This window comes from Actinoalloteichus sp. AHMU CJ021 (genome assembly GCF_002895405.1).
In the GTDB taxonomy this organism is placed as follows: domain Bacteria; phylum Actinomycetota; class Actinomycetes; order Mycobacteriales; family Pseudonocardiaceae; genus Actinoalloteichus_B; species Actinoalloteichus_B caeruleus.
Genome location: NZ_CP025990.1, coordinates 4,870,225 through 4,890,057 on the forward strand (window position 1 = coordinate 4,870,225; position 19,833 = coordinate 4,890,057).

The 19,833-nt window shown below is 72.1% G+C and carries 15 protein-coding genes; 10 read left to right on the top strand and 5 right to left on the bottom strand.

Features of this window, described 5'->3' with window-relative positions; all coding sequences use genetic code 11:
• Window positions 1–3 precede the first annotated feature (3 nt).
• Together C1701_RS20720 and C1701_RS20725 are read right to left on the bottom strand one after the other, a co-directional pair.
• Window positions 4–1,284 (bottom strand): ABC transporter substrate-binding protein, encoded by a 1,281-nt coding sequence (locus C1701_RS20720; protein WP_162147329.1) that lies wholly within the window; start codon window positions 1,282–1,284, stop codon window positions 4–6.
• Window positions 1,285–2,272: 988 nt separating this feature from the next.
• Complete coding sequence (locus C1701_RS20725) at window positions 2,273–4,846, bottom strand: M14 family zinc carboxypeptidase (protein ID WP_030105961.1); 2,574 nt, start codon at window positions 4,844–4,846, stop codon at window positions 2,273–2,275.
• Window positions 4,847–5,407: 561 nt separating this feature from the next.
• Here C1701_RS20725 and C1701_RS20730 point away from each other — a divergent pair.
• The 7 genes from C1701_RS20730 (at window position 5,408) to C1701_RS20760 (ending at window position 13,406) form a co-directional block, all read left to right on the top strand.
• The gene (locus C1701_RS20730) at window positions 5,408–6,739 is read left to right on the top strand and encodes an extracellular solute-binding protein (RefSeq protein ID WP_030105963.1); all 1,332 of its coding nucleotides are present in this window, start codon (window positions 5,408–5,410) and stop codon (window positions 6,737–6,739) included.
• A 14-nt stretch (window positions 6,740–6,753) separates the two neighbouring features.
• Entirely contained in the window at window positions 6,754–7,692 is a 939-nt protein-coding gene (locus tag C1701_RS20735) for a carbohydrate ABC transporter permease (protein WP_026420122.1), read from the top strand.
• Entirely contained in the window at window positions 7,689–8,606 is a 918-nt protein-coding gene (locus C1701_RS20740; protein WP_026420123.1) for a carbohydrate ABC transporter permease, read from the top strand. Before C1701_RS20735 ends, C1701_RS20740 begins: the two co-directional genes overlap by 4 nt.
• A gap of 49 nt (window positions 8,607–8,655) precedes the next feature.
• Window positions 8,656–9,678: an arabinan endo-1,5-alpha-L-arabinosidase gene (locus tag C1701_RS20745; protein ID WP_026420124.1), complete on the top strand. Its 1,023-nt coding sequence runs from the start codon at window positions 8,656–8,658 to the stop codon at window positions 9,676–9,678.
• Window positions 9,679–9,925: 247 nt separating this feature from the next.
• Window positions 9,926–10,906 (top strand): arabinan endo-1,5-alpha-L-arabinosidase, encoded by a 981-nt coding sequence (locus C1701_RS20750; protein WP_026420125.1) that lies wholly within the window; start codon window positions 9,926–9,928, stop codon window positions 10,904–10,906.
• A gap of 100 nt (window positions 10,907–11,006) precedes the next feature.
• A complete protein-coding gene (arfA, locus tag C1701_RS20755; RefSeq protein ID WP_026420126.1) occupies window positions 11,007–12,527 on the top strand; it encodes an arabinosylfuranosidase ArfA in 1,521 nt (506 codons plus the stop codon).
• Window positions 12,528–12,776: 249 nt separating this feature from the next.
• Window positions 12,777–13,406 carry a LysE family translocator gene (locus tag C1701_RS20760; protein ID WP_026420127.1) on the top strand — a complete coding sequence of 210 codons (630 nt, stop codon included), beginning with the start codon at window positions 12,777–12,779 and terminating at the stop codon, window positions 13,404–13,406.
• A gap of 120 nt (window positions 13,407–13,526) precedes the next feature.
• Here the strand turns inward: C1701_RS20760 and C1701_RS20765 are convergent, their stop codons facing one another.
• Entirely contained in the window at window positions 13,527–14,360 is an 834-nt protein-coding gene (locus tag C1701_RS20765) for an SDR family NAD(P)-dependent oxidoreductase (RefSeq protein WP_026420128.1), read from the bottom strand.
• A gap of 207 nt (window positions 14,361–14,567) precedes the next feature.
• Here C1701_RS20765 and selD point away from each other — a divergent pair, with 207 nt between their 5' ends.
• Window positions 14,568–15,608 (top strand): selenide, water dikinase SelD, encoded by a 1,041-nt coding sequence (gene selD / locus C1701_RS20770; protein WP_081895296.1) that lies wholly within the window; start codon window positions 14,568–14,570, stop codon window positions 15,606–15,608.
• Window positions 15,609–15,834: 226 nt separating this feature from the next.
• Window positions 15,835–16,320 (top strand): hypothetical protein, encoded by a 486-nt coding sequence (locus tag C1701_RS20775; protein ID WP_051314241.1) that lies wholly within the window; start codon window positions 15,835–15,837, stop codon window positions 16,318–16,320.
• A gap of 233 nt (window positions 16,321–16,553) precedes the next feature.
• Here the strand turns inward: C1701_RS20775 and C1701_RS20780 are convergent, their stop codons facing one another.
• Window positions 16,554–16,790 (bottom strand): DUF6480 family protein, encoded by a 237-nt coding sequence (locus C1701_RS20780; protein WP_026420130.1) that lies wholly within the window; start codon window positions 16,788–16,790, stop codon window positions 16,554–16,556.
• Between the two features lie 148 nt (window positions 16,791–16,938).
• Between C1701_RS20780 and C1701_RS20785 the strand changes: the two genes are divergently transcribed.
• Window positions 16,939–19,086, top strand: a complete 2,148-nt coding sequence (locus tag C1701_RS20785; protein WP_051712757.1) for a catalase — start codon at window positions 16,939–16,941, stop codon at window positions 19,084–19,086.
• 60 nt (window positions 19,087–19,146) lie between these two features.
• Here C1701_RS20785 and mihF read toward each other — a convergent pair whose 3' ends face one another.
• Window positions 19,147–19,461 carry an integration host factor, actinobacterial type gene (mihF, locus tag C1701_RS20790; protein ID WP_016698609.1) on the bottom strand — a complete coding sequence of 105 codons (315 nt, stop codon included), beginning with the start codon at window positions 19,459–19,461 and terminating at the stop codon, window positions 19,147–19,149.
• Window positions 19,462–19,833: the final 372 nt, after the last annotated feature.

The window sequence follows — 19,833 nt, forward strand, 5'->3', positions numbered from 1 at the left end:
GGGTCAGGGGTTGGACAGCGTCTGCTCCGCCTCGCGGAAGAAGCGCTCCACGCCCTCCTCGATGGAGATCCTTCCGTGGCTGATCTCCTCATCGATCCGCGACATCAGCCGTTCGACGCCCGCGCCACCCGGCGGGGGCGCGATTCCCGGCTCACCGAGCATGTCCTCCACGCTGGCCTCGTACTCGTCGATCACCACGTCGACGCCCTCCAGCTCGGCCTGCTCCCGCTGGGTGTTGGTCGCCGGCAGACCCCGGTTGGCGCCGAAGATCGAGCCGACCTCCGGGTCGTTGATCATGAAGTCGATGAACTCGGCCGCCACCTCGGGGTGCTCCGACCGGGCCGAGACGCTCATCAGCATCGACGGCTTGAAGTACAGCCCGAGCTCGTCGGTGTCCGAGGGGTAGGGCGCCAACGAGAGCTCACTGCCGTAGGTGTTCTGGGCGCTCGCCATGAAGTTGTCCCAGCCGAACTCGGCGATGACCTGGCCCTTGCCCAGCGCGGTCGCGGTGTCGCCCTTCACGAGGACTTCCGGCGGGATCGTCGTCCCGTCCTCCCGCATGCGCTCGCTGATCTCCCAGAACTCGGTGAGGTCGGCCTCGTCGAAGCCCAGCTCGCCCTCGTCGGTGAAGATCGTCTTGCCCTCCTGGCGCAGCAGCACGTCGAGCATGTGCAGGTGCTCACCCAGCGCGCCCGTGGCCCACTGCCGCTCGGGCAGGTGATCCCGGACGACCGCGATCGCCTCGTGGAACTCCTCCCAGGTCCAGCCCGCCTCGGGCAGCTGGGCCCCGGACTCCTCCCACACCGCCGCGTCGTACTGGAAGGCCATCATGTTCCGGCCCACCGGCACCGCGAAGTACTCGTCGCCGATCATGCCGGCCTCGTCGAGGCCGGGCAGCAGGTCGTCGACGTTGAGCTCCTCGCCGATGTGCGGGGTCAGGTCCAGCAACTGGCCCCGCTCGCTGTACTCCCGCAGGTAGGTGTAGTCCATCTGGATGATGTCGGGAGCGTTGCCGCCCGCGGCCTCGGTGGCGAGCTTCTGCCAGTACCCGCCGAACTCGGAGTACGTCGTGGTGATCTTCACGCCGGGGTTGCGCTCCTCGAACAGCGCCACCGCCTCGTCGGTCCGTTCGCCGCGATCCGGGTTGCCCCAGAACGTGTAGCGCAGCTCGATGGTCCCGTCACCGCTGTCCGCTCCGCACCCAGCCACTAATGCTGTCACCGCGAACGCGGCCGACGTGGCCGCCACCCTGGTCCGCCAGGACCGCCTGGTTCTCAACGACACTGTTGTCTTCCTCTCCCGGATTGCCCCCCGCCCTGGAGGCGGGGTCAGCACGTTCCGACGGGCGCGGGGCGCGACGTCGGAACGGCAGTCTGCGGCGGAACGCGGTGAAGGGTCACCTCGCTCCGGCGATGTGCTGGTGGGCGTGGGCCCCACCCCGCCCGGAGGCGCCGGCGAGCCGGTGGCGGTGGGGCGGGTCGCCCGGTGTCCCGCCCCCGTCACCCGCTGGCCGGGATCGCTGGCGGTGGTACGACCACGACGGCGGTCCGGCCCATACCGGCACCCGGAGGTCAGCGGTGGGCGTGCCTGGCGTCGCGTGGCGAGGCCGAGAGGATGCCCGCATCGGCGTCTCCTTCGACGTTGCGGTGCCGCGACACGTGGCGCGGCGGCCTGGACCTGACCCGCCCCGCGACTCCACTCGCGGTCGCGCTCACCGGTGGGGGCCGGACAGGCCCCGGGGGCGGTGGGTGGCGTCACCGTAGGCCGGGAACCGGACATTCTCAAAGTCGCTGGCCAATATCGGCCTGCCAGCCGCCCTCGGGGGCCGTCACCGGCCGCGACACGGTGATGACGCAGGTCAGCGGGCTGTCACCTCGGGTGAGGCCGGGACCACGCAACGATCACGGAATCGGATGAAACGGACGTGCGGCCGGGGTCCCGTCCCCTCGGCCCCGCCGGGCCGGGCGCGCACCGGGACGGCTGGGCCGGCGGGACGTCGGCCGCCGAACCCGGGAGGGATCCCGCGCCCGTGGCCCCTGGCTCGTCCGGTGGTGGCGCACGCCGGGTCGAGGGGAGCGACGTGCTCGCGGGCTGACGGCCCGGGAGGTCGCGGCCGGGGTGTCGCGGGCGCTGCCTGAGGCGGGGCGTGGTCGCTCGCGCGGGACATCGCGTTCCCGTGTTCGAGGCCCCGTCGTCGCCCGGCGGGGGAGCCCCGATGGCACTCCGCCCCGCCACCCGGTGGGCGGCGGGGCGGGCGGACCGGCATGTCCGGTCAGGCCGAGACGGCCCAGAACACCGCGTTGCCCACCTGGGCGTGGAGCCCCTTGGGATGCGCCCGGAACAGCGGCTCCGTGCCGAAGAGCACGGTCCGCGCGCCGCGCTCAGCGACACCGCTCACCACGGAGGCGGCGCCGGCGGCCGCTCCCGGGCCCCGATCCCCCGCGCTCCAGTGGCCGGCGACGAGGGGGCCGTCCTCCTCGTAGCGCTGTTCGACCCGCACCTCCGGGCCCAGCTCCGTGAACCACAACGGCGAGTACACGAAGGAGTGGTCGGGGGCGTGGGTCCCGACGGGACCCGAACCGCCGGAGACGGCGACGACGCCGTTGGCGTTCGACGGCCCGGCGACGGCGGAGACCGTGAGCAGGTCCGCCTCGGCGTTGAACGTCGCACCGGTGCCGCCCCGGGTCACGACGCCGCCGACCTCGAGGAAGTCGTCCAGCGCCGAGCGCGCCGCCACGGACAGGGCGGAGTAGCGCAGTCCGGAGGAGACGTAGAGGACATCGACGTCCGACCAGTCGAACCCGTCGTCGAGCACGGCCGTCGACACGGACCGGACCTCGAAGCCCAGGTCCCGCAGCACCAACGACTCGTCGGCGGACGCCGCCGCCGCGACCACCGGCCGGTGCAGGGGGACGCCCCGCTCCCCGTGCGCCGAAGCGGTGAAACGGACCCCGTACCGGTCGGCCACGGTCCGCGCCTCCGACCTGGCCGACGCGGGCAGCACCACGGAACCGTCGTCCAGCCGGTGGACCGCCTGACCGCCGGCCAGCAGGGCGTTCACCGCCCGCACGTCCCCGCCGTCCACCACGTCGAGGGCCAGGTCGGATCCTGGCGGGGCGTCCACCGCACCCGTCGGCCCAGCGGCCGCCACCGGGCTGGTCGCCACGGCGGGTGCCTCGTCGGGCACCACGTCCACGGACGCGCCCCACAGCAGGCCGTGGCTCCACCCCGAGATGTCGTACATCGTGGGAACGTCGGTCGAGATGTCCCGCCCCGCCTCCAACATCACGTTCGCCAGTCCCCGTTTCGGCTGGTGCATGTCCACCAGGTACGAACCGGCGGGGTAGGACGCACCACCGAGCCGGAAACCGGCCTCCGCGCGTTCCACCCGCACGTCGTGGGCCACCAGGTGGTCCACCAGGCGGGCCGCGGCGGCCTCGGAGCGTTGTCCCGGGCCGGCGGGGATCACGTAGGCGCGGGGGAAGGTGGTGTGGTAGCGGTCCTCGTCACCGAACCCCGGGACGTAGTCGTCCTCCACGTCCCGCTGAGCCTCACCGGCCCAGCCCCGCCGGAACAGTTCGATCTGGTCGGCCACCAGCGACTCGCGGTGCTCCACCACGTAGTCGAGCGCGGCGTCGATCGTGGCCTCGGCGACGTCGGTGTTGATCCCGGCCCGGCGCCGCAGTTCCTCCACCGGCAGCGTGTCGTACTGGGTGCGGTTGACGCGCATCGGCACCTCGACGGTGTGACCGACCGCTCCGTGGTAGATCGCGTACATCGGCGTGAAGATCGGTGGCCAGGCGTCCCACGCCCCCGGCTGGTAGTCGCGGAAGGGGATGTCCACCTGGCGGGTCTCCGGGTGCCCCAGGTCCTGGACCGCCCGCTCCATGCCGAGCGCGTTGGCGTAGGCGTGCCTGATGTACAGGTCGAACTCGTAGTTCTGCCCGTGCGGTGGCGTCCCGGGTTCGATCAGGGTGTCGCCGGTGTACCCGTGCTGGTCGAGCATCAGCACCGGTTGGGTCGCGATGAGCACGTCGCGGGCCGCTCGGGACTCCGGCTGCGACGAGGTGATGTGGTCCCGGTTGACGTCGAAGCCGGCCGCGTTGGACCGGGTGCCGGCCACCCGGCCGTCGGGGTTGTTGCTGATCGTGACGTGGACCCGCGTCTCCTCGAGCAGGGTGCGGACGTCCTCGTCGTTCGAGGTCGCGAGCCGCTCGATGACCCGCATGGCCCCGTCGGTGCCCTCCCACTCGTCACCGTGGATGTTGGCGTTGATCCACACCGGCGCCTTGTACTGGGCCCGCAGCGCGCCGCGCCGGGCGGCCAGGTCCGGGTTGTCCTGGATGAGGTCCCGCCAGGCGTCCTGTCGGCGGGTCTCGGCCGGGCGTTCGGGCGCCGTCACCGTGACGAGGTAGAGGTCGCGGCCCTGGGTGGACTCGCCGACGACCTCGACCGAGACCCGGTCGCTCTCCCGCTGGAGGTCGTTCAGGCGCGGGGCGATCTCGTGGTAGGGCAGCAGGCCCAGTTTGACGGCGCGGTCCCCGGGGTCCTCGGGGTACTCGCGAAGGCGTGTCTGGCGCGGGTACCCCTGCTGGACACCGGGGTCGCCCAGGGTGGGGGCGGGTCCCGACAACGATCGGCCGCCCGGTGTCCCGGGCTGGTTCTCCCCGGCGACCGGGACCGTGCGGCTGGTGGGCCCGGGCGCGGCGACCTCGTGCCGGTCGGGGCCGTTCCCGGGGTCGCGGTGGGTGGCGGGCGCGGCCTGCGCCGTGCCGGGCCCGAGCGCGGCGCCGACGGCGAGGGCCGCGCTGAGCAGGACAGAGGTGAGACGACGCGGCAACGACAAGCGACCTCCTCGGACGTGGTTCTCGTGATCCTTAGCCACGCTCACTACCGCGTCAAGTCGCGGTGAAGCGTGGTCATGCCACGGGGGTTGGTGTCGCGCCGGGGAGCGTCAGTCCAGTGTGGACCCCCGGTGCGTCGAGCGGACGAGGGGGCGGCGCGGTCCGCTCGTCCCCCGTCCGGTCGTGGGGTGCCCCGCCCGGGTGGCTCCCCGCTGGTCCGATCGGCGGGGGCGTGGGTGGGGCGCTCGGGCGCCGTCGGAGGTCCGGGCGGCGAACACCTGATCCCACCGGCCCGCACTGGTGATGTGGATCACTACCGATTCGTGGGGCGTGAGCTCGTGACCATCCGACCCGACGGCTTTGGTTCGATATTTCGTACATTTCCTGGTCGTTGTGTGGGCACGGAATTGAGGGAACGTCCCGAGTCGGCCCCAGATTCACCAGCGGTTCTCGTCCGAAAGCGGTCACGTCTCGCTCTTGTTCCGTTGACTCCGCTGTAATCCGCGTCATAGCTTGCGTTCGAGGAACCGGATCAATGTCGATATACGGGACAGGGTGCTGCCGTGACACCACGCGATCGCTCCCGTCGCCTCAGCCGCCGCGCGGTGCTGGGGGGCGCACTCGGACTGGGTTCGCTCGGCGCGCTCGGAGCTCTGGGCGCCTGCGCGCCGCCGCGCTTCTCCGACGGGACACCACTCCGCTTCTGGCACCTCTTCGCCGGCGGCGACGGCATCAACATGAACCAGATGCTGGACGCCTACCGCGCCGCCCACCCCGAGGTGGACCTGGAGGCGGTGACGCTGGCCTGGGGCGAGCGGTACTACACCAAGCTCTCGATGTCCGGGGCCGGCGGGCGGGCCCCCGACGTCAGCGCGCTCCACCTGGCGCGGCTGCCCGGCTACGCGCCGAGCGGGCTCATCGACCCGTTGCGGCCGGACCTGCTCGCCGAGGCGGGGATCCGGGAGGAGGACTTCCCCCCGGAACTGTGGCGGCGCTCGCACCACGACGGACGGCTCTTCGCCGTGCCGTTGGACGTGCACCCCTACGTCCTGTACTACAACGTGGACGTCTGCGAGCGGGCCGGCCTCCTCGCTCCGGACGGCTCACTGGCCCCGATCACCGGGCAGGACGAGCTCCGGGCCGCCTTCGCCGCGGCCAAGGAGGTCACCGGGCACCACGGACTGGTCACCGAGACGGTCGGCAGCGACACCGTCGGTCCCTGGCGGGTCTTCTGGACCCTCTACCGCCAGCTGGACGGGCACCTCCTCACCCCGGAGGGCACCGGCCTCGCCGTCGACGACGACAAGGTGCTGCGGGTCCTCGAGTACATGCGAGGGCTGACCGACGACGGCCTCGCCCCGAGGGAGGTCGACGTCAACGGTGCGGTGTCGCTGTTCGCCAGCGGGCACGCCGGCTTCTTCATCTTCGGCGACTGGGAAGTCAGCACCTTCCTCGAGACCGGGACGCCGTTCTCCATGACCCGCATACCCCAGGTCTTCGACAACGCCAACGCCCAGGCCGACGCGCACGTCTTCGTGCTGCCCCACCGGTCCGACCGCACTGACGAGGACCACCGCCGGATCTACGAGTTCGTGGCCTTCCTCCTGCGCCAGAGCATCACCTGGGCGCGGGGCGGACACGTCCCCGTGTACCGACCGGTCCAGGAGGACCCGGAGTACCTCGACCTCCGGCCGCAGTCCAACTACCGGTCCGTCGCCGACGACGCCCAGCTGGACCCGGAGGTGTGGTTCGCGGGGTCCGCGTCGGTGATGTGGCTCGAACTGGGCGCGGTGATCTCGGCGGTCTTCTCCGGCCGCACCAGTCCGGAGCAGGGCGTCCTCGGCATCCGCCGGGTGATGGAGGACCTGCTCGACCGTCCGAATCCGATCGACTGAGGGGAGGGGCCGCCATGACCGTCGACACGGGACCCACCGGCACGACCCGGCGCGCGCCCGCCACCGCGAGTCCACCCCGACGACGGCGCCGCAACCTGACCGGGCTGCTGTTCGTGCTCCCCTTCCTGCTGGCCTACGCGCTGTTCCTCGGCTGGCCCCTGGTGGGCGGTCTGATCAGCAGTCTCACCGATGCCAGCCTCGCCAGCGACGAGGCCCGGTTCGTCGGCCTCGACAACTACGCGGAGGCGGTAGGCGACCCCGCCGTCTGGCAGGCACTGTGGGTCACCGTCAAGTTCACCCTGCTCAGCACCCCGCTGCTGGTGGCCGTCGGACTGGTGATGGCCCTGCTCACCAACCACCTCAGCCCCGGGCGCTGGCTGTGGCGCCTCGCCTTCTTCGCCCCGTACGTCCTGCCGTCCACCGTCGTCACGATGATTTTCGTCTGGATCTTCCAGCCGGACTTCGGACTGGCAGACGGCCTGCTGGCGAGCCTGGGGATCGACGCCGACATCGGGTGGCTGACCGAGCCGAACACCGCGATGATGTCGGTGGTCCTGACCACCGTGTGGTGGACGGTCGGGTTTAACTTCCTGTTGTACCTGGCCGGGCTCCAGGCGATCCCCCACCACCTGTACGAGGCGGCCGAGCTGGACGGGGCCACCTGGTGGGACAAGCTCTGGCGGATCACGCTGCCGATGCTGCGTCGCACGACCGGACTGGTCGTGGTGCTCCAGCTGCTGGCCTCGCTGAAGATCTTCGACCAGTTCTACCTGATGACTGGTGGCGGACCGGAGCACACCACCCGACCGGTGATCCAGTACATGTACCAGACCGGGTTCACCAACTTCCGCATCGGCTACGCCTCCGCCATCTCCTACATCCTGTTCGCCCTGATCCTGGTCGTCGCCGTCGCCCAGATCCGGCTCTTCCGACCGCGCGAGGAGGCATCGTGACCGTGCCCGAGACGGACCGGAGGGCCGACTCCCACTCCTCCGTCGGCCGGAGCGACGACGTCCCGCCCCCGGCGCCGCCCCGCCGCCGCCGACGGTTCCGCCCCGGCGCGCTGCTGCTGCTGGTGATCACCGCGTTGCTGGCGGCGCTCTGGCTGCTGCCGCTCGCCTGGGCGGTCCTGACCTCGGTGAAACCGGAGGCGGAGACGACCGGCATCCCGTTGCGCTGGTTCCCGACCGAGTTCACCCTGGACGCCTACCGCGCCGTCCTCGACGGCGGGCACTTCTGGCTGTGGCTGTTCAACAGCCTGTTCACCGCCACCGTCGTGACGGTCCTCGTGGTGATCCTCTGCACGATGGCCGCCTACGGGTTCTCCAGGACCGACTTCCCCGGGAAACGGGCGTTGTTCGCGATCACCCTGGTCGGCATCATGGTGCCCCCGCAGGTGCTGATCGTCCCGCTGTTCGACCAGATGGTGCTGCTCAACATGGTCGACACCTACTGGGGCATCATCCTCCCGCAGATCGTCACACCCGCGATGGTCTTCATCCTCAAGAAGTTCTTCGACGCCATCCCCCGGGAACTGGAGGAGGCCGCGTTGATGGACGGAGCCCGCCGCTGGCGGATCTACTGGCAGATCATCCTGCCCCTCTCCCGCCCGGTGATCGCGGCGGTCGCGATCTTCACGTTCATCACCACCTGGAACAACTTCCTCTGGCCCTTCATCGTCAGCACCGACCCCCACTTCATGACCCTGCCCGTGGGACTCGCGGCCATCGAGAACGGCTACGGCCTGCGGTTCGCCAGGGTCATGGCCTCCGCCGTCCTCGCCGGACTGCCACTGCTGGTCCTCTTCGTCCTCTTCCAGCGCCAGGTGGTCCGGGGCGTCGCCCACACCGGGCTCTCCGGTCAGTGACCGAGCACCACCCGTGTCCCGACCCCCTCCAGTGACAAGGAGCACGAAGATGGTTGTCAGAGCCGCCGGCCGCCTCCGATCCACCGTCGCTCTCCTCGCGGTGACCGCGCTCGTCACGACGGGAGCGCCCGCCGCCGCGCACGCCGCCGAGGCTGGCGCCCCCGCGTCGTCCTCGGAGCAGGGCTACCCGCTGCCCGGCCTGGTGCGGGGCGACGTCCTGGTCCACGACCCGTCGATGGTCCGCACCCCCGAGGGATACCTGCTCTACTCCACCCACAACGGCATCGAGGTCCGGAGCTCGTCGAACCGGATCGATTTCGACCGGGTCGGCCCCGCCCTGGCCGAGGTGCCGGCCTGGGTGGACGACTACAACGACGTCCGAGGTGTCTGGGCGCCGGACGTCTCCCACCACCGGGGGACCTACTGGATGTACTACACGGCCTCCAGCTTCGGTTCCAACCACTCCGCGATCGGTCTCGCCACCAGCCCCACCGGGCGGCCCGGCACGTTCACCGACCAGGGCATCGTCATCTCCAGCACCGACGGGGACGACTTCAACGCCATCGACCCCTCGTTGTTGGTGACCTCCGACGGGTCGTGGTGGCTCTCCCTCGGCTCCTTCTGGACCGGCATCCGGATGATCCGCCTCGACCCCGAGACCGGGCATCGGCACCCCACCGACCGCACCCTGCACCACCTGGCCACCCGCCCCGACGCGCCCCACGCGGTCGAGGCGCCCCACATCCTGGAGCGGAACGGCTACTACTACCTGTTCGTCTCCCACGACCACTGCTGCAGCGGGGTCGACAGCACCTACCGCGTCATGGTCGGCCGGTCCACCAGCCCCACCGGCCCCTACGTCGACCGCGACGGCGTTCGGATGCTCGACGGCGGCGGCACCGAGGTGCTCTCCACCCACGGCACCATCATCGGGCCGGGCGGGCAGAGCGTGCTCTCCGACGTCGACGGTGACCTGCTCGTGTACCACTACTACGACGGCGCCGACCACGGTCGGCACAAGCTCGGGGTCAACCTGCTCGACTGGAGCGGCGGGTGGCCCAGTGTCCACTGAGTCCATCCCGTTCCCGGGGCGCGGCCGGACGCGGAGCCCGGCCGCCGCCCCCTGCCCTCGGGGCAGGCCGGCGGCACGTCCCGTCACTCGGGCAGGACCGGCCGGCTCGCGCCGTGCCCGCGTACTCCGCCGATCGAGCGACACCGCCACCCTGCCGGCTGACCGCGCCCTGCCTCTGCGGCAGGGCCCCCCGACGCTGGGGGGACGAGCCGCCGATCCCGGCGGCGGGCAGGGTGGAGGAACGAGTATGCGGTGGACGAAGGGACGCGGGCCCCTGCGGGCGGCGGTCGCGGCGGGCACGGTGCTGGTGTGGATGGCGGCGGCGCCCCCCGCGTTCGCCGCCTACCCCGGCCCCGACCCGGTCAGCGGGGACACCCGCATCCACGACCCCTCGATGGTCCGCACCGGTGACGGCTACCTCCTGCTGGAGAGCCACGGCAACCTGGGCGCGCGCACCTCCCCGGACCGGTCACGGTTCACCCGCACGGACCCGGTGTTCCCGACCGTGCCCGCCTGGGTCCACGAGTACAGCGACGGTGACGTGTGGGCGCCCGACATCTCCTACCAGCGCGGCAGGTACTGGTTGTACTACGCCGCCTCGACCTCCGGCTCCCGGAACTCGGCGATCGGACTGGCGACCAGCCCCACCGGGCGACCCGGCACGTTCAGAGACCACGGCATCGTCGTGTCCACCGACCTCGACGACGACCACAACGCCATCGACCCGGCGCTGCTGGTGGACCGGCAGGGCCGGTGGTGGCTCGTGTTCGGCTCCTTCTGGAGCGGTATCAGGATGATCCGCCTCGACCCGTTCACCGGGATGCCGCACCCCACCGACCGCACCCTCCACCACCTGGCCCGCCGACCCGTGGAACAGGCCGTCGAGGCGCCCTACGTCATCGAACGCGGCGGCCACTACTACCTGTTCGTCTCCTTCGACCACTGCTGCCGGGGAGTGGACAGCGACTACCGGATCATGGTGGGTCGCTCGACCAGCCCGACCGGACCGTACCTCGACCGCGACGGCGTGCCGATGCTCGACGGCGGCGGGACCCAGCTGCTCGCCAGCCACGGCGACGTGCGCGGACCCGGCGGGCAGAGCGTCCTGCGGGACGGCGATGTCGACCTGCTCGTCTACCACTACTACGACCGGGCCGACGGCGGCCTGTCCAAGGTCGGCCTGAACCGGCTCTCCTGGGATGACGAGGGCTGGCCCCTCGTGACCTGACCGAGGACGGCCGACCGGCCGTGACGTGTGGCGGCCCGGGCCGCCAGGGGGTGGCCGCCGCCCGGCGACCACCCCCGCAGTGAACCGATGGAAGGAAGCAATGCAGGACTCCGCCACCCCAGAACAGCCCACCGCCTCCCTCACCCTGGACCCGGCGTTCAGCGTCGGTGAGGTGAACCCCCGACTGTTCGGCTCCTTCGTCGAACACATGGGCCGGTGCGTCTACACCGGCATCTACGAGCCGGACCACCCCACCGCCGACGCGGACGGCCTGCGCACCGACGTGCTGGCCCTCATCCGGGAGCTGGGCGTGACGATGGTCCGGTACCCCGGCGGGAACTTCGTCTCCGGGTACAACTGGGAGGACGGGGTCGGGCCGGTCGAGGAACGCCCCCGCCGCCTGGAACCGGCCTGGAAGTCGACCGAGACCAACCAGTTCGGCCTCAGCGAGTTCATGAACTTCACCCGCAAGACGGGCATCGAGCCGATGATGGCCCTCAACCTGGGGACGAGGGGCGTCGACGACGCCCGTCGACTGCTGGAGTACACCAACCACCCCGGTGGCACGGAACTGTCCGACCTGCGGCGGCGGCACGGCGACGAGGAACCCTTCGACATCCGGCTGTGGTGCCTGGGCAACGAGCTCGACGGCCCGTGGCAGATGGGCCACAAGTCGGCCGAGGAGTACGGCCGGCTGGCGAACGAGACCGCCAACGTCATGCGCCTGATCGACCCGGACCTGCGCCTGGTCGCCTGCGGCAGCTCTTCGTCGGCGATGTCGACATTCGCCTCCTGGGAGGCGACGATGCTCGAACACTGCTACGACCGCGTCGACTACGTCTCCTGCCACGCCTACTACCACGAGCGTGACGGCGACGTCGGCAGCTTCCTGGCCTCCGCCGTCGACATGGAGCACTTCATCGAGAGCGTGGTGGCGACGGCCGACCACGTGCGGGCCAGGGTCCGCAGCTCCAAGCGGTTGGAGATCTCCTTCGACGAGTGGAACGTCTGGTACCAGTCCCGCGAGGGCGAGGACCCCGGCTGGCGGGTCGCGCCCCGGGTCATCGAGGACGTCTACTCGGTCACCGACGCCGTGGTGGTCGGCAGCCTCCTGATCACCCTGCTGAGGCACTGCGACCGGGTCACCGCCGCCTGCCTGGCCCAGCTCGTCAACGTCATCGCGCCGATCATGACCGAGCCGGGTGGCCCGGCGTGGCGCCAGGCGAGCTTCTTCCCCTTCGCGGACGCGGCGCGGCACGGTCGAGGTCGAGTCCTGCGACTGGCCGGCACGAGCACCACCTATGAGACGGCGAAGTTCGGCGAGGTCGACCACCTGCACGCGACCGCGGTGGAGGCGGAGGACGGCGGCCTCACCGTCTTCGCGGTGAACCGGGACACCGAGAAGCCCCTCCGGCTCACCGCGGACCTGCGCGGTCTCGGGAAGGCCAGGGTGCTGGAGCACCGGGTGCTCGCCGACGAGGACCGGCACGCCACCAACACCCTGGAGAACCAGGAGCGGGTCGCTCCTCGCCAGGTGTCCGGTACGAGCTGCCAGGACGGGACCCTCACCGCCGAGCTGCCGCCGTTGTCCTGGAACGTCATCCGCGTCGCCGCGAACTGATCCCGGTTGACATCCCTCACCGGGGACGGCTGACCCGTCCGGCCGGCCACCGCGCCGGCCGGACGAGGTCCCGGCCGGGCACCCACCCGGGTGGTGGCGCCCACAGTGAGGGCTGGTCCCGGGGAGCCCCCACCTCGGGACCACGACCAGTAGCGTGGCCCACTCACACGCGGGTCATCGGGTGGGGCCGGAGCGCCCCCGGCGTCGTCGGGTACGGCGGTCACACCCGCCAGACAGGGGAGGTCCGGGGTGGGAGCGGAGTGGACGGGGTTCCTCACCGCCGCGTTCCTGGTGTCGCTGGTACCGGGGGCGAACCAACTGCTCGGCATGCGCAACGCGATCCACCACGGCATCGCCCCCGCGGTCGTCGCCGCCACCGGACGCCTGGTCGCCTTCGTCCTCATGATCGTCGCGGTCGCGTTCGGCGCGGGCGCCCTGATCACGTCCTCCGACCTGGCCTACACCGTGCTGACCTGGTGCGGCGTGGCCTACCTCGGGTGGCTGGGGCTCTCCACGCTCTGGCGGGCCCGTCGGGAGGGGATGGGCGCGACCCCGGCCCCGGACGCCGAAGCCCGCCCGTCCCGCTGGCGCCTCGCCCGCCGCGAGTTCCTGGTGGCCGCGACCAACCCCAAGGCACTGCTGCTGTTCACGGCCTTCCTGCCCCAGTTCGTCGACCAGAGCAGCGGGTCCGCGACCGCGCGGTTGCTGGCCCTCGGGGCCGGGTACCTGGTCGTCGAGTTCGTCGTCATGCTGCTCTACGCCACCGCCGGCGCCCGCATCGGCGCCATCGCCCGACCCGGTGCCATGCGGCGGGTGGACCAGGGGACCGGGGTCGTCTTCCTCGGCCTGGCGGGTTGGTTGGCCGCGAGCTCCCGCTGAGCGGGCACCCCGGGCTACCCCGGGACGCCGCCGGCCCAGGGCCGGGCGGGCCGGGTGGCCGCGCCGCCCGCCCTCGCTCCGCCGCCCGCCCTCGCCTCGCGGACCGGGACCGGGCACGTCTCACAGCGCGTGGCCGCCCGCGACCTGCACCACCTGCCCGGTGATCCACCGCGCCTGCCGGGAGGCGAGGAAGACGACGCAGTCCGCGATGTCGCTCGGGTCCCCCACCCTGCGCAACGGGATCGACGGGGTCACCCGCTCCACCAGATCGGCGGCGATCCAACCGGTTTGGACCGGCCCCGGGGCGACGGCGTTCACCCGCACCCCCAGCGGCCCGAGATCCAGGGCGGTCGCACGGGTGAGCGCCTCCAACGCCGCCTTGGACGTGCCGTAGGCGAGCTGGCCGGGGAACGCCCGGGCGGCGTCGGTGGAGATGTTGACCACCGCCGGAAGCCACTCCTGGGCCTCGGGCCCGGTCGGACTGCCGGCACCGCCGGTCCCGTGCCGCCGCGCCAACTCCGAGATGAGCAGCGCGGGCGCGTGCACGTTCACCCGGTAGGTCCGGTCCAGCACACCATCGGTGAGCTCGGTGACGAGGTCGGGACTTTCGCAGTGCGCGGCGTTGTTGACCAGGACCTCCACCGGCCCCAGCCTGTCCGCCACGGCGTCGAGGAGCGCTCGCGGGGCTCCGGGAGCTCCGAGGTCGGCCGGGAACGTCGCCGCCGCCCCCGCGCCGGCGTGGACCAACCGGTCGACCAGCTCCTCCGCCGCGTCCGCGCCTCCCGGCGTGTGCTCGAACCGCACACCCGGCGGCGGCGCGCTCGCGGTGCCAGGGTGGTGGTGCACGGCGATCCGAGCCCCCTGCGCCGCGAAGGCGAGCGCGGTCGCCGCGCCGATCCCCCGGTCAGCTCCCGTCACCAGGACGACGGTGTCCGTCAGGCCAGTATCGATCATGGGGTCATCCTCGGACGCCGCCTCCGTTCACGCCACCGCGTTTCCCGGTCGGCCCCGCCTCCGGTCCGACGCCCCGCGAACCCGGGGGCCGGTGCCCAGGACCCGCCAGCGGTCGCGCCGGACCCGTGACTGGCGGGCGGGCCGATCGGGCGGCCGACGTGCCCTCCACCGCCCCGCCGGAGGTCCGGCTTCGGGCACCATGATCGGATGTCCCATTCCCCACAGCCAGCGCACCCCGCCGACCCGGTCCGACCGGCCCCCGGCGACCAGCGCCTCACCCGGTTCCTCCCCGAGGACGAGGACCCGGCGTTACTCCCGCCCGAACTGGAACGGCTCGTCCACGGGCTCGCGGGCGCCGCGCCCGGGAGCGGAGCGGTCGGCGAGCTCCTCTCCGGGCGCGACGACACCGACAGCGCCAGCGTCCTGCGGTGGGCCACCAACCACACCCTGGCCAGTTCCACCCGGGTCCTACCGCCCGTCCTGGACGACCCCTACGACTGGGGCTGCGTCGCGGCCGCCCACGCGTTCTCCCCGGTGTACGCGACCGGCGGCCGCCCGGTGCTCGCCGTGAACCTGCTGGGCTGGCCGAAAGCCCTGCCCGCCGACCAGGCGGCGCAACTCCTCCAGGGGGGTCTGGACGTGGCACGCGACGCCGGCTGCCAGCTCGGTGGCACCCACCCCCTCGGCGACGACCGCCCCGCCTACGGCCTGTCCGTGACCGGCGCGGGGCGCCCCGACGCCGTCCTCGGCACCGACGCGGGCGTGGCAGGGATGCCGCTCACCCTGACCAAACCCCTGGGCAGCGGGGTGCTGACCCGACGGCACCGGGCGACCGGCGAGTACTTCCCGCAGGCCGTGGCGAGCATGACCGCCCTCAACCACCGGGCAGCTGAGGAAGCCCTCGCGAACGGCGCCAGGGGAGCCGTCGAGGTGGGTGACTACGGCCTGCTCGGCCATGCCTACCTGCTGGCGCGGGCGAGCGGCGTGACCGTGGTCCTCGACTCGGCTGCCCTCCCGTTCCTGGACGGCGCGCGGACCAGCCCGGCGCACGCGGACTGCCCCCGCGCGCGACGCGTCCTGGGGTGGCTGGGACAGCACCTGGTGGCCGACGGCCTGCCGGAGGAGGACGCCCTGCTCCTCGCCGACCCGCAGATCTCGGGTGGGCTGCTGGTGGCGGGGGAGGTCCCCGGCTTCCCGGTGGTGGGCGAACTCCTGCCGCGCGGGGAGGAGGCGGTGGCGATCCGCTGACGTCGACCGCCGCCACCCCGCCCACCAGGGACCGGCGAGCACCCGGGTGCGACGCCGCCCCCCACCGGGGCGGGACCGGCTCCCCCGGCGCGGGGTGGCGGCACCGCCCACCGCTCCGCCGTGTGCCCACCTCCCCCGGTGGGTACACCCCGAGCACGGGGCCGCCCACGACCGGGCCAGGCCCCGCACCGGAAGGACGCGACGAGGCGGCCAGTGGAGGACGAGCATGACGATCAGCGAGCGCAGGTTCTCCCCGGAGAGCGGTCCGGGAGTGGTGACCGCCGGACCGCCGGAGTCGCCCACCGTGATGGTGCTGGACCCGGCGGGGGAGGCGGTCCACGGCGAGCTGCCCGCGACCTGGCGGTCGTTGTCCGCCCGCTACCGCGTCGAATGGGTCCGGTGGCCCGCCCTGCCGAACCCCGCGCACCTGGCCGCCAGCCTGCTCGGGGAGGCCCCCGTCGTCCTGCTGACCACGCGGGACCTGGTCGACACGGCGGAGTGGCTGGCCACCCGCCCACGGTCCGGGGTCGACGCCGTCTACCTGCTCGCCGGCCCCGCGCTGCCCGAACCCCCCGAGGTCCCCGACCACTTCGGCTCGGTGCCGGTCCGGGAACTCGACCCGGCGGGCACCCGCAACGAGCGCCGTCGGCCGCTGCCGCTCGGCCACCCGATCGTGGTGGCGGCGATGGGAGCGGTGCTGGACCACGAGTGACCCGAGGCGGGGACGCGCACCCGCGCCGGTCCGCGTCACGCGGAGCGGACCGGGGGGCGTCGAGCGGGGCGGACCAGCTCCCGGGCCAGGAGAGGACCACTCGGCACATCGTGACGAGGAGACGACCCGGCCACGCATCGGGCGGGTCCGGGCGCGTCCCGGCGTCCGGACACCCGACCCCCGGGCCGAGGTCCGGCCCAGGATCCCCACCAGTGGCCGGCCGCGGAGAACGCTCAGAGGAACAGGCCAGCGAGGTAGCCGGCGAAGAAGCCGGCCACCAGCGCGGCCAGCAGGACGATCGCCAGCACGGTCAACCGGACGCTCCACCGCGACGGGGGCTTCGGCTCCCGGTAGGCGAGCCCCTCGGTGGCGCTGCTCTCCGCCGGAGGGGTCTCGGTGGGAGGAACCCGCTCGGGATCGTGAGCAGGCGTGCCGTCCCCACCATGGCCGGATTCGAAGTGCCTCGTCATGCCCTCCGGGTACCCCGTCGTCCGGTGGCCCACTCCCGCCCGGTGCCGGCCCCGCGACGGGCTGGCGGGGTTTCGGCTGCCACCCGTCGGGTAGGAGCGGAGGAACCCCTACGGAGGGAAGCCAGACCACGACGGAGAGGTTTGTCAGATGAGCGGTCCAGATCCTGTCTCGGGCAACCCGCCGCCCACCGGTCGCGGCGCTGACGACAAGCAACGGCAACTCGACGCCGAGCGCGTCAGCGCCGACGGCGCCTACCTCACGACGCAGCAGGGCGTGCGCGTCGACCACACCGACGACTCGCTGACCGTCGGGGAACGTGGCCCCACCCTGCTGGAGGACTTCCACGCACGGGAGAAGATCACCCACTTCGACCACGAACGCATCCCCGAACGGGTGGTCCACGCGCGGGGAGCGGGGGCCTACGGGTACTTCCAGCCCTACGACGGCTCCCTCGGGGAGTACACCGCCGCCGAGTTCCTCACCGATCCCAGCCTGCGCACCCCGGTGTTCGTGCGCTTCTCCACCGTGGCCGGCTCCCGGGGCTCCGCCGACACGGTTCGCGACGTGCGGGGCTTCGCGACGAAGTTCTACACCCGGCAGGGCAACTACGACCTCGTCGGGAACAACATGCCCGTCTTCTTCATCCACGACGGCATCAAGTTCCCCGACTTCGTGCACGCGGTGAAACCGGAGCCGCACAACGAGATCCCGCAGGCCCAGTCGGCCCACGACACGTTGTGGGACTTCGTCTCGCTCCAACCCGAGTCGATGCACATGATGATGTGGCTGATGTCCGACCGGGCGCTCCCTCGCAGCTACCGCATGATGCAGGGCTTCGGCGTGCACACCTTCCGCCTCGTCGACGGTGACGGCCGGGGCACCTTCGTGAAGTTCCACTGGAAGCCGGTGCTGGGCACGCACTCCCTGGTGTGGGACGAGTGCCAGAAGGTCGCGGGCAAGGACCCCGACTACAACCGCCGCGACCTCTGGGACGCCATCGAGGCCGGGCAGTTCCCCGAATGGGAGCTGGGCGTGCAGCTGGTCCCGGAGTCGGCCGAGTTCGACTTCGACTTCGACCTGCTGGACGCCACGAAGATCATCCCGGAGGAGGAGGTCCCCGTCCGCCCGGTGGGCAAACTCGTGCTCAACCAGAACCCGGACAACTTCTTCGCCGAGACCGAACAGGTCGCCTTCCACACCGCCAACGTCGTGCCCGGCATCGACTTCACCAACGATCCGCTGCTCCAGGCCCGCAACTTCTCCTACCTCGACACCCAGCTCATCCGGCTCGGCGGACCGAACTTCGCGCAGATCCCGGTCAACCGCCCGGTGGCACCCGTCACCAACGACCAGCGAGACGGCTACCACCAGTCCCGGATCCACCGGGGGCGGACCAGCTACACCAAGAACAGCCTCGGCGGTGGCTGCCCGATGACCGCGGGGGCCGACCAGGGTGCCTTCCGCCACTACCAGGAGAAGGTCGAGGGTCACAAGATCCGGGCCAGGAGCGAGAGCTTCAAGGACTACTACTCGCAGGCCACCCTGTTCTGGAACAGCATGTCGCCCTGGGAACGGCAGCACATCATCGCCGCGTTCCGCTTCGAGCTGGGCAAGGTCGAGACCGTCGAGGTCCGCGAACGTGCCGTCGCCCAGATCAACCACGTCGACCACGACCTCGCCGTGCAGGTGGCCGAGGGCATCGGAGTCCCGCCCCCGAGTTCGGAGGTCCGGCCCAACCACGGCCGCAGCTCGCCAGCGCTGAGCCAGGCCAACGCCGTCACCGGCCGCCTGGAGACCCGGCGGGTCGCGTTCCTCGTGTCCGACGGGGTCGACGAGAGCGCGGTCCGGCTGATCAGCGAGGAACTCCGTTCGCGCGGAGCCATCCCCGAGCTGCTGGCGCCCACCGACGGCTCGGTGCGCACCTCCGACGGGGGAAGCATCGCGGTCGACCGGGCGCTGTCCACGATGGCCTCCGTGCTCTACGACGCCGTCTACGTGCCCTCGGGGGAGGAGAACCTCCAGAACCTCTCCTCGGACGGTCTGGCCCTGCACTTCGTCGCCGAGTCCTTCAAACACGGCAAGCCGCTCGCGGCGACCGGGCACGGCGTCGCGCTGCTCGGCAGGGCCGGCCTGGTCAACGTGCGGTTGGCCAACGAGGGGGACGGCGCGGTGACCGACCAGGGAGTGGTGACCGACGTGGACAACCCGAGCAGTCCGGGGGTCAGCGGGCACTTCGTCCACGCACTGGGCGCGCACCGGCACTGGGAGCGGGACTCCGACCAGGTGCCCGCCTGAGGGGCGGTCCGGGACGCGGACGAGGCCGGGCCCGGGCCCGGCCTCGTCCGCTGTGATCGCTCAGCCGGCCAGCGCGTCGATCAGCGCCTGCCGCTGCCGGTCGCCGAGCCCGGCGGCGCGGCGGGACGTGTCGATGCCGGCCTGCTCCAGCACGGCCGCGGCCCGCTTGTCACCGATGCCGGGAAGCGCCTTGACCAGGGCCGTCACCTTCGTCTTGCCGACGATGGTGTCGGTCTTGGCCTTGTCGAGCACCGCGGGCAGCGTGTGCTGGCCCGACTTGAGACCCGCGAGCAGTTCGGAACGGGCCTTGCGAGCCTCGGCGGCCTTCGCCAGCGCGGCTTGCCGCTGTTCTGGCGTCAACTCGGGCAGAGCCATGTGTGGATCGTCCTTCCTGATGGTGCGTCGATGTTCCCGCTGGTCGCAGGGACGTCAGAAGGCATCCTGAAGGACGCCGCCGACAACCCGCTGCTTTGCGGCCCGGCGTGTCCCCGATCCCCGGTGACGTCGGTCGCGTGGGAGTCCGCGATGACTCCCCTCCGGCGGGCGACGAGCACTCTCCGTAGTCTCCCGTGGTGGTCCCGGTGGACGGCGGGCTGGTCGGAGTTGGGCACCGTGACGGACGGTGTGCTGTTCCGCCCGGCACGTGACCGAGCGGGCCGCACACCTCCTCCGGTGCGACCCCGCTCCCACCACCCCTCCCGGGATGCACCCCCGGCCACACCGTACGCCGGCCCCCGACCCGGCCGG